The following is a 9733-nucleotide window of genomic DNA, read 5'->3' as shown; positions in this document are numbered from 1 at the left end:
CCTCACTCTTCAAACCGGATCGGGCACAACGCCACCCCTTCGAGCTTCTGCAATTCCTCGATCACCTGCGGCCTGGCCCGGTGCAGGGTCAAACTCCCGCCCAACCGCCGCAAGCGCCGCGCCTCGCGGTGCAACATATCCACACCCGAGTAATCGATGAAATTCACCTGCCGCGCATCGATCACCACATGCGGCCCTTGGCAGCGCTGCAAGCGCACCTGCAGGTAATGCGCGGCACCAAAGAAAATCGACCCGCCCACCCGCAACACATCCGCGTCCCCTTCACGGCTTTGCTGCACCCGTGGCCGTGAAGTGCGCTTCAAATAGAAGAACAGCGACGCCAGCACCCCGGCATAGATCGCTGTCTGCAGCTCCAGCAACAACGTCGCCGCCGCCGTCAGCGCCATCACCAGAAACTCCGAGCGGCTGACCCTGAACAGCGCGCGAATCCCTCGATGGTCCACCAACCCCCAACAGATCAGCAGAATGCTGCCGGCCATGGCCGGTATCGGCAGGTGCGCGATCAGGCCGGCGCCGGTAACGGCAAACAGCGCCACCCACAGCGCCGAGAACACCCCGGCCATGGGCGAGCGGGCACCCGCCTCGTAGCTCAGGCCGGAGCGGGTGAAGGAACCGGCGGACAGGTAGCCGGAGAAGAATGCACCGGCGATGTTCGACAGGCCCTGTGCGCGTATTTCCTGATCAGGGTCGATCAGTTGTTCCGAACGTGCCGACAACGAGCGGGCAATCGACAGGCTGGTGACCAGCCCCAGCATGCCCACCGCTACGGCGCTGGGCAGCAGACGCAGCATCAGTTCCACATCCAGCAAAGGCAGCGGGCTGAAGGGTGGGAGTTGCCCGGTGAACGCCGTCACCCTTGGCACATGGCCAAAGTAGCCAGGCAGCAACCAGGCCAGCAGGCTCACCAGCATCAGGCTAATCAACAGGCTCGGCCAGCGCGGGCGCCAGAGCTTGAAGGCCACGCCGATCATGACGGTGGCCAAACCCAGAACCAGGGAAGGCAGGTCGACCTCGCCGGCATGGCTGGCCAGGTCCTGCATGGTCTTCAGGGCCGTGGCCTGGCTGGGCAGGTCCATGCCCAGCAGGTTGGGCAGTTGGCCCAGGGCAATGACGATAGCGGCGCCCAGGGTGAAACCGAGGACCACGGAATGGGAAACGAAATTGACCAGCGCGCCAAAGCGCAAAAGCCCGAGCAGCAGCTGGAAGATGCCGCCGAGGAAGGTCAGCAGCAGCACCAGGGTGATGTAATCGGCGCTGCCGGCCACGGCCAACGGGCTGATACTGGCGTAGAGCACGATGGAAATGGCGGCGGTCGGGCCGCAGATCAGGTGCCAGGACGAGCCCCACAGGCAGGCGACCAGCACCGGCACGATGGCAGCGTACAAGCCGTATTCGGCGGGCAGGCCGGCAATCAGGGCATAGGCGATGGATTGTGGCAGGGCGAGGATGGCACCGCTCAGGCCGACCAGCAGGTCCTGGCGCAGGCTGTGGCCCGATTGGCGGGGTAGCCAGGAGAGGAAGGGCAGCAGGTGGATGATGCGATGCATGAGATATTCACATTTCCAAAGGTCCACTGTCCCTCTGTGGGAGCGGGTTTACCCGCGAATGCGTCGGTACATTCACTGCAGCATTCGCGGGTGAACCCGCTCCCACAGGGGCGCGTCGTATCTAAGACTACAGTTTGGCTTTGACGGCCTCCAGGGCATTGCCATCGGCCTTGGTAGTCACTCCAGCCAACCACCCGTCCAGTACCTCGGGATACGTCTTCACCCAAGCCTTGGCCGCGTCATCGAAGCTGATCTTCTTATCCACAACCTCGGCCATGATGGAGTTTTCCATGTCCAGTGTGAACTTAAGGTTACCCAACAGCTTCGCTGCATTCGGGCAGGCTTGTGGATAACCCTTTCGGGTCAGCGTGTACACCTCGCCCTTGCTGCCGAACCACTTTTCCCCGCCGGTCAGGTAGTGCATTTTCAACTTCACGTTCATCGGGTGCGGGGTCCAGCCAAGGAAGGTGATGAACTGCTGCTTCTTCACCGCCCGGTCGACCTGGGCCAGCATCGCCTGCTCGCTGGACTCCACCAGCTTCCACTGGCCAAGGTTGAACTCATTCTTGTCGATGATTTCCTTCAACGACAGGTTGGCCGGGGCGCCGGAGCCGATGCCGTACAATTTCTTGTCGAACTGGTCGGCGTGCTTCTGCAGGTCGGCAAAGTCCTTCACCCCGGCATTCCACACATAGTCGGGCACTGCCAGAGTGAATTCGGTTCCCTCCAGGTTACGCGACAGCTGCTGCACATCGCCGTTGGCGATGAACTTGTCATGGAAGCCTTGCTGCGCCGGCATCCAGTTGCCGAGGAAGGCATCGACGCGGCCGTCCTTCAGGCCGCCATAGATGATTGGCACGGCCAGGCTGTCGATTTTCACCTGGTAGCCCAGGCTTTCCAGTAACAGGCGGGCGACGGCGTTGGTCGAGGCAATATCGCTCCAGCCGGGGTCGGCCATTTTCACGGTACTGCATTGCGCGTCGCTGTCGGCGGCGTGGGCCGTGGCGGTGCTTATGGCCAGGGCGAACACGGCGGCGGAGAACTTGTGCATGGCGGCCTCTCTTCTCAATCCAGGGGGGCGGGCTGTGGATAACGTGCCTTGCGCTCGAGGTCGTCGAGATCGATGTGGTTGCGCATGTACTGTTGGCTGGCGTCCACCAGCGGTTGGTGGTCCCAGCTTTTCAGCGTGCCGATGGCCAGCGCCTCGGCCACCAGGCGGCGGCGCCGCTGGCTGGCCAGTACCTGCTGGCGCAGGCTGGGGATATCCCAGCGCTGTTGTGCTTCATCGACAAATGCCTGCAGCAGCGCCTGATGCTCCGGGCTGCCGGTGAGGTTCTCCCGCTCGTGCGGGTCGCGGCTCAGGTCATAGAGTAGGCTGGGGTCATCCTCGCTGTACACGAACTTGTACGGCCCGCGGCGGATCATCATCAGCGGGCCGACGGTGCCTTCGGCCATGTATTCGCCGATCACTTCATCGTGACCGCCCTGCCCTTGCAGATGGCGGACAAGCGAGCGGCCGTCCAGGTGCAGGCTTTTATCCACAGCCCCGCCGGCCAGTTCGACCAGGGTTGGCAGCAGGTCGCAGGTCGATACCGAGGCGCTGACCCGGCCTGCTGCAAAGCGCTTGGGCGCATGGACAAGCAGCGGAACCCGCGCCGACATCTCGAACCAGTGCATCTTGTACCAGAGGCCACGCTCGCCAAGCATGTCGCCGTGGTCGCCGGAGAACACGATCAGGGTGTCGTCGGCGAGGTTGCACTCCTCCAGGGTTTGCAGCAGCTGGCCGATGTTGTCGTCGATGTAGCTGCAAGCGCCGAAGTAGGCGCGGCGGGCGTCGCGGATCTTTTCCACAGGCAGCGGCTTGTTCCACAGGTCATAGACCTTCAGCAGGCGCTGCGAATGCGGGTCGAGTTCTGCCTGGCCGAACTCGGCACGGGGCATGGGGATATCCACACCCTCGTAGCGGTCCCAGTAACGCTTGGGGATGGTGTAGGGGTCGTGCGGGTGGGTCATGGACACGGTCAGGCAGAACGGTCGGCCATCGTTATCACGCACGTGGTCGTACAGGTACTGGCGTGCCTTGAACACCACTTCTTCGTCGAAATCCAGCTGGTTGGTGCGCACGCACGGACCGGCCTGCAGCACCGAGGACATGTTGTGGTACCAGCTCGGGCGAACATCCGGCTCATCCCAGTTCACTGCCCAGCCATAGTCGGCTGGGTAAATATCGCTGGTCAGGCGCTCTTCGTAGCCATGCAGTTGGTCCGGGCCGCAGAAGTGCATCTTGCCTGACAGTGCGGTGCGGTAACCCAGGCGGCGCAGGTAGTGGGCATAGGTCGGCACATCGGCAGGGAAATCGGCGGCATTGTCGTAGGCTCCGATGCGGCTAGGCAGTTGGCCGCTGACCAGGGTAAAGCGGGACGGTGCGCACAGCGGGCTGTTGCAGTAGGCCGAGTCGAACACCACCGCCTGCTCGGCCAGGCGGCTCAGGTGCGGCATCTGGATGGGCGAAGGGGCGTAGATCGGCAGCAAGGGTGCGGCCATCTGGTCGGCCATGATGAACAGGATATTCGGGCGCGTCATGGTGGCTTCCATCGTTTGGAGTTATGCGATCTGCTTGCCTACCAAGATGAGACTGTGGATAACATGGGTAAAGCCCATGGTGGGCAATGACTGGGATTAGCTGAGCTTATGTTTGACCACCTCGCCGAGTTGTCGCTGGATACCTTGCGTGTATTCGAAGCCGCAGCACGCCTGCGGGGCTTTACCGCTGCGGCGCTGGCGCTGGGTACCACGCAGCCGGCCGTGAGCCAGCAGGTTAAGCGCCTGGAAGCACAGCTGGGCACGCGCCTGTTCGATCGCATTTACCGGGGCATCGAGTTGACCGAAGCCGGCCAGGTGTTGTTCCAGCAGGTGCACCAGGGCCTGCAGGCGATGGATGACGGCATTGCCCAAGCCACCGGTCGCGGCCAGCGCGAGGTGCTGCAGGTGGCCACCGACTTTGCTTTTGCGGCGTTCTGGCTGATGCCAAGGCTGCAGCGCTTTCATGAGGCTTATCCACAGGTGGATGTGAGCCTGGTCACCGGTGAACGCAGCCAGGGGATGCTGCGCCCGGACATCGATGTGGCGGTGCTTTTCGGTGATGGGCGCTTTCACCAGGGCGAAAGCCGCTGGCTGTTCGATGAGGAAGTTTTCCCGGTGTGCAGCCCCCGGCTGACGGATGGCAAACCCTTGTCAGCCGTGGCTTTGCAACGATTGCCCTTGCTGCATTTGAAGGGCGAGCAAGCCAGCCGCTGGTTTGACTGGGCGGGGGTGTTTCGCGGGTTTGGTGTGGCCAGCCCGCCGCCGGCGGGGCAGTTGCGTTTCGACAACTACACGTTGCTGATTCAGGCAGCGATTGCTGGCCAGGGCGTGGCGATTGGGTGGGGGCACTTGGTGGATAAGTTGGTGGAGCAAGGGTTGCTTTGCCGGCCTTTGGAGGGGAGTTTGCGCTCGGAGCGTGGGTATTATGCGGTTCTGCCACCGCGCAAGCGGCGTGGGGCGCTGATCGAGCGGTTTGTCGGTTGGCTGGAGCATGAGCGCAGCCTTTGAGATTTTGGGCCGCTTTGCGGCCCATCCGACCGGTACGGCGCCCCGGCGAGGCCGCTCCCACAGGCTGCTCAGATCTAGACCACGAAGTTCAGATGCTCGCCCCGGTGCAGGTCCAGTTCCAGCATATCCGCCATCCCCGCCGCCACACGTGCCCACCCCTCATCGGGCAACGCCTGCGGCGTATTGATCAGGGTCCAGCGCAACGCACTGCGCTGCAACCCATCAACCACATGGTCCACGCATTCCCGCTCTGTCTCGCTGTACTTGCCCGGCTCATCCAGCACAGCGAAATCGCCCACCAGCAACAGCCGGCGTATAGTCGTACGCTCAAGCCCCGCCACCAGTGCCTCGCTCAGGCGTGCTTGCCCCGGCAAGTCACCTGGCGCCAGCGCCGATAGCAGGGCGATTACTGCCGAGCCGCCTGCCGCGCCCTGTTCAGCCTGGTCGGCATCGTGCAGCCCGCCTATCTTGAAGTGCAGGCCCGGGCGCGCGGTGTGGCGGTTGAGGTCATCAACCACGGCGGTGACTTCGTGCTGGCGCGACAGCAGCTCGGCCATCAGGGCATTGCCCAGGCTGCTTTCAGGCCCGAACAAGACCAGTTTGTACACTGGGGTTTCGGCGTTTTTCACTGCATCACTCCCTTTGCAGGTGGTGATGGTTGGACCGCAATCAGGAGTTATCGTGCAGAGGATCAAGGGTTACCACGCCCACGTTTATTACGACGCAGCGACCATGGAGCAGGCCCGGGAACTGTGCGAGGAGGCGGCGCGGCTGTTCCCCGTGACGATGGGGCGCATGCACCAGAAGCCGGTGGGGCCGCACCCGGACTGGAGTTGCCAGCTGGCGTTCGAGCCGGAGTTCGTGGGCGTGGTGCTGCCATGGCTGGCGCTGTATCGGAAGGGTTTGGTGGTGTTCATGCACCCGCTGACCGGGGATGAGCTGGCGGACCACCGGGATCATGCGATCTGGATGGGGGCTTTGCGGCCCTTGGACCTGTCGATATTTGGTGGGTAGATTGGTATGCCTGTGCCGGCGTCTTCGCGGGTAAACCCGCTCCCACAGGTACTGCACAGACCTTGAGAGCGGCGCGTTCCTTGTGGGAGCGGGTTTACCCGCGAAGCAGGCGACGCGGTTTAGCGACGGGCGCCGCGCACCCCTTCAGCCAGTGCCGAGCACAGGCTGAGTACATCATTCACTGCCTGGTCGGCACTCTTGGCCTGGGCAATCTTGTCGACCAGCGCCGAGCCCACCACTACACCATCCGCCAGGCGGGCGATGTTCGCAGCCTGCTCCGGGGTACGGATGCCGAAACCAACGCTGATCGGCAGGTCGGTATGCCGGCGCAGGCGGGCAATGGCTTCGGTCACGTGCTCGGTGGTCGCCGAGCCGGCACCGGTCACCCCGGCCACCGACACGTAGTAGACAAACCCGGAGCTGCGCTCCAGCACCCGCGGCAGGCGCGCATCGTCGGTGGTCGGCGTGGTCAGGCGGATGAAGTCGATGCCTGCGGCCTGGGCCGGGGTGGCCAGTTCGGCGTCGTGCTCTGGCGGCAGGTCGACGATGATCAGGCCATCGACGCCCGCTGCTTTGGCTTCAGCCACGAACGGTTCCACGCCAAAGCGGTGGATCGGGTTGTAGTAGCCCATCAGCACGATTGGCGTGGTCTGGTTATCCACACGGAATTCGCGAACCATCTGCAGGGTCTTGGCCAAGGTCTGGCCAGCTTCCAGGGCGCGCAGGGTGGCCAGCTGGATGGCCACGCCATCGGCCATCGGGTCGGTGAACGGCATGCCCAGTTCGATCACGTCGGCGCCAGCGGCCGGCAGCCCCTTGAGGATCTGCAGCGAGGCGTCGTAGCCCGGGTCGCCTGCGGTGACGAAGGTGACCAGTGCCGAACGGCCTTCGGCCTTCAGTTCGGCGAAGCGTTGTTCAAGACGGCTCATGCCTGTTTCTCCTGGGCGGCCATGTGGTTCATGACGGTTTGCATGTCTTTGTCGCCGCGGCCTGACAGGCACACGACCATCAGGTGGTCCTTGGGCAGCTTCGGTGCGCGCTTGATCGCTTCGGCCAGGGCGTGGGAGCTTTCCAGGGCCGGGATGATGCCTTCCAGGCGGCAGGTGGCGTGGAACGCATCCAGCGCTTCGTCATCGGTGATGCTGACGTATTCGACGCGCTTCACTTCGTGCAGGTAGGCGTGTTCCGGGCCGATGCCTGGGTAGTCGAGGCCTGCGGAAATCGAGTGGGCGTCGGTGATCTGGCCGTCTGCATCTTGCAGCAGGTAGGTACGGTTGCCGTGCAGTACGCCCGGTACGCCGCCGTTCAGGCTGGCGGCGTGCTTGTCGGTGTGCACGCCGTGGCCACCGGCTTCGACGCCGATGATCTGCACGCTCGGCTCTTCGAGAAACTCATGGAACAGGCCCATGGCATTGGAGCCACCGCCAACGCAGGCAACCAGGCTGTCTGGCAGGCGGCCTTCCTTCTCTTGCAACTGGGCGCGGGTTTCTTTGCCTATGATCGACTGGAAGTCGCGAACCATCGCCGGGTACGGGTGTGGACCCGCCACGGTGCCGATCAGGTAGAAGGTGTCTTCGACGTTGGTCACCCAGTCGCGCAGAGCTTCGTTCATGGCGTCTTTGAGGGTGCCGGTGCCGGCAGTGACCGGGACGATCTCGGCGCCCAGCAGTTTCATGCGGAACACGTTGGCCTGCTGGCGCTCGATGTCGGTGGCGCCCATGTAGATCACGCAAGGCAGGCCGAAGCGGGCGGCGACGGTGGCGGTAGCCACACCGTGCATGCCGGCGCCGGTTTCGGCGATCAGGCGCTTCTTGCCCATGCGTTTGGCCAGCAGCACCTGGCCGATGCAGTTGTTCACCTTGTGCGCGCCGGTGTGGTTGAGCTCTTCACGCTTGAAGAAGATTTTCGCGCCGCCGCAGTGCTCGGTCAGGCGTTCGGCGAAGTACAGCGGGTTGGGGCGGCCGATGTAGTCGCGCTGGAAATAGGCCAGCTCTTCAAGGAACCTGGGGTCTGCCTTGGCCGCTTCGTATTCGCGGGCCAGGTCCAGCACCAGTGGCATCAGGGTTTCGGCCACGTAGCGGCCGCCGAACGAGCCGAACAGGCCATTGGCGTCGGGGCCGGGGCGGTATTGGGACTGGGTCATGGGGCGCTCCAGGGCGTAATGAATGAGTGATGGGCTTTACTCTAACCACGGCAGGCCCCGCTGAAAACCGATAAGATTGCGCAAACTTGTCAGAAAAACTCACAGGTAACATGGCCCACGACCTCCCTCCCCTGAACGCCCTGCGCGCCTTCGAGGCAACCGCCAGGCTCAACAGCGTTAGCCAGGCGGCTGAAGCGCTGCATGTCACCCATGGCGCAGTCAGCCGGCAGATCAAGGTGCTGGAGGAGCACCTTGGCGTAGCCCTGTTCGTCAAGGACGGGCGTGGCATCAAACTCACAGATGCCGGCGTGCGCCTGCGTGATGCCAGTGGCGAGGCTTTCGACCGGCTGCGCAGCGTGTGTGCCGAACTCAGCCGTGATGTCAGCGAGGCACCGTTCGTGCTGGGCTGCTCGGGCAGCCTGCTGGCGCGCTGGTTTATTCCCAGGCTGGGGCGACTCAAGGCGGAATTACCTGAATTGCGTCTGCACTTGTCGGCAGGTGAAGGCGACCTCGACCCGCGTCGTCCAGGGCTCGATGCATTGCTGGTGTACGCAGAGCCTCCGTGGCCTGCGGACATGCAGGTGCATGTGCTGGCCGAAGAGCGTATCGGCCCGGTGCTCAGCCCCCACTTTGCCGGCTTCGAACGCTTGCGCGGCGCGCCTGCCAGCGCCTTGCTGGAGGAGGCCCTTTTGCATACCACCTCACGGCCACAAGCATGGCCAACCTGGGTTCGGCAGCAGGGGTTGGACCCGGCCGGGTTGCACTATGGCCAGGCGTTCGAGCATTTGTATTACTTGCTGGAGGCTGCAGTCGCCGGCCTTGGCGTGGCCATTGCGCCGCAGCCGCTGGTGGCGGATGACTTGAGGGCTGGACGGCTCAGCGCGCCGTGGGGGTTTTCCCCAACGCGGGCAGCGCTGGCGTTGTGGGTGCCACGGCGCGCCGCGGATGGGCGCGCCGAGCAACTGGCGCAGTGGCTGCGCCGTGAGTTGCAACGCCAGGCGGGTTAGTTGCGACGCGACAACAGATAGGCCGCCAGCAGACCGAGGGCACCAATGGCTACGCCTGCCGTTGTAATCGGGTGTTCCTGGGCGTAATCACGGGTGGCGATGCCGGTCTGGCGGGTGCGGGTCTTCACTTCCTCATAAGCATCGCTGAGCAGGCTGCGCGAGTGTTTCAGCGCGCTTTCGGCGTTGCTGCGGATTGCCTTCACCGACTTCTGGGATTCTTCCGACGCATCGTGCTTGAGGTTCTCCAGGCTTTTCAGAAGGCTCTCGATCTCCGCTTCCATGCTTTCCAGGGACGTTTTACGCAGCGAGTTGCGGTGCATGTTGACTCTCCTTTGCAGAATGGACTGTAAGAAATGCGACCCTAGGCCTGCGTGAAAGTGCGATCGAACTTTCGCTGACGGTGATGGCTC

The 9733-nt window shown here is 63.5% G+C and carries 10 protein-coding genes; 3 read left to right on the top strand and 7 right to left on the bottom strand.

The genetic code is table 11. The features are described 5' to 3' along the window. Window positions 1-2: 2 nt before the first annotated feature. From APH42_RS21485 to betC, 3 genes are all read right to left on the bottom strand, one after another. Window positions 3-1568 carry a SulP family inorganic anion transporter gene (locus tag APH42_RS21485; protein WP_012269883.1) on the bottom strand — a complete coding sequence of 522 codons (1566 nt, stop codon included), beginning with the start codon at window positions 1566-1568 and terminating at the stop codon, window positions 3-5. 127 nt (window positions 1569-1695) lie between these two features. Further along, entirely contained in the window at window positions 1696-2619 is a 924-nt protein-coding gene (gene choX, locus APH42_RS21480; protein WP_012269884.1) for a choline ABC transporter substrate-binding protein, read from the bottom strand. A 14-nt stretch (window positions 2620-2633) separates the two neighbouring features. Further along, complete coding sequence (gene betC / locus APH42_RS21475) at window positions 2634-4151, bottom strand: choline-sulfatase (protein WP_060494178.1); 1518 nt, start codon at window positions 4149-4151, stop codon at window positions 2634-2636. 108 nt (window positions 4152-4259) lie between these two features. Between betC and APH42_RS21470 the strand changes: the two genes are divergently transcribed. Continuing rightward, the gene (locus APH42_RS21470) at window positions 4260-5159 is read left to right on the top strand and encodes a choline sulfate utilization transcriptional regulator (protein ID WP_060494177.1); all 900 of its coding nucleotides are present in this window, start codon (window positions 4260-4262) and stop codon (window positions 5157-5159) included. A 74-nt stretch (window positions 5160-5233) separates the two neighbouring features. Here APH42_RS21470 and APH42_RS21465 read toward each other — a convergent pair whose 3' ends face one another. Then, window positions 5234-5788 (bottom strand): NAD(P)H-binding protein, encoded by a 555-nt coding sequence (locus APH42_RS21465; protein ID WP_060494176.1) that lies wholly within the window; start codon window positions 5786-5788, stop codon window positions 5234-5236. Window positions 5789-5840: 52 nt separating this feature from the next. Between APH42_RS21465 and APH42_RS21460 the strand changes: the two genes are divergently transcribed. Next, on the top strand, window positions 5841-6173 hold the full coding sequence (locus APH42_RS21460; RefSeq protein ID WP_012269888.1) for a DOPA 4,5-dioxygenase family protein: 333 nt from the start codon (window positions 5841-5843) through the stop codon (window positions 6171-6173). Between the two features lie 119 nt (window positions 6174-6292). On the opposite strand, the gene trpA is transcribed toward APH42_RS21460, so the two are convergent. Both trpA and trpB read right to left on the bottom strand, forming a co-directional pair. Beyond that, entirely contained in the window at window positions 6293-7102 is an 810-nt protein-coding gene (gene trpA, locus APH42_RS21455) for a tryptophan synthase subunit alpha (RefSeq protein ID WP_012269889.1), read from the bottom strand. Next, on the bottom strand, window positions 7099-8316 hold the full coding sequence (gene trpB, locus APH42_RS21450) for a tryptophan synthase subunit beta (RefSeq protein WP_060494175.1): 1218 nt from the start codon (window positions 8314-8316) through the stop codon (window positions 7099-7101). Before trpB ends, trpA begins: the two co-directional genes overlap by 4 nt. 110 nt (window positions 8317-8426) lie before the next feature. On the opposite strand from trpB, the gene APH42_RS21445 reads away from it, so the two are divergent. Continuing rightward, on the top strand, window positions 8427-9323 hold the full coding sequence (locus APH42_RS21445; protein ID WP_060494174.1) for a LysR family transcriptional regulator: 897 nt from the start codon (window positions 8427-8429) through the stop codon (window positions 9321-9323). Here the strand turns inward: APH42_RS21445 and APH42_RS21440 are convergent. Further along, on the bottom strand, window positions 9320-9643 hold the full coding sequence (locus APH42_RS21440; protein ID WP_012269892.1) for a YqjD family protein: 324 nt from the start codon (window positions 9641-9643) through the stop codon (window positions 9320-9322). The two genes, APH42_RS21445 and APH42_RS21440, sit on opposite strands and share 4 nt — an antisense overlap. Between the last annotated feature and the right edge of the window lie 90 nt (window positions 9644-9733).

This window comes from Pseudomonas sp. NBRC 111140 (assembly GCF_001320885.1).
GTDB classification, from domain to species: Bacteria; Pseudomonadota; Gammaproteobacteria; order Pseudomonadales; family Pseudomonadaceae; genus Aquipseudomonas; species Aquipseudomonas putida_P.
Note: the sequence above shows the minus strand (reverse complement) of the source record. Positions and strands in the feature narration are given on the sequence as shown.

Coding starts and splice junctions, on each gene's coding strand:
- betC (WP_060494178.1), bottom strand. CDS start 4,151: ATGACGCGCCCGAATATCCTGTTCATCATGGCCGACCAGATGGCCGCA.
- APH42_RS21440 (WP_012269892.1), bottom strand. CDS start 9,643: ATGCACCGCAACTCGCTGCGTAAAACGTCCCTGGAAAGCATGGAAGCG.
- APH42_RS21485 (WP_012269883.1), bottom strand. CDS start 1,568: ATGCATCGCATCATCCACCTGCTGCCCTTCCTCTCCTGGCTACCCCGC.
- APH42_RS21470 (WP_060494177.1), top strand. CDS start 4,260: ATGTTTGACCACCTCGCCGAGTTGTCGCTGGATACCTTGCGTGTATTC.
- trpA (WP_012269889.1), bottom strand. CDS start 7,102: ATGAGCCGTCTTGAACAACGCTTCGCCGAACTGAAGGCCGAAGGCCGT.
- APH42_RS21445 (WP_060494174.1), top strand. CDS start 8,427: ATGGCCCACGACCTCCCTCCCCTGAACGCCCTGCGCGCCTTCGAGGCA.
- trpB (WP_060494175.1), bottom strand. CDS start 8,316: ATGACCCAGTCCCAATACCGCCCCGGCCCCGACGCCAATGGCCTGTTC.
- choX (WP_012269884.1), bottom strand. CDS start 2,619: ATGCACAAGTTCTCCGCCGCCGTGTTCGCCCTGGCCATAAGCACCGCC.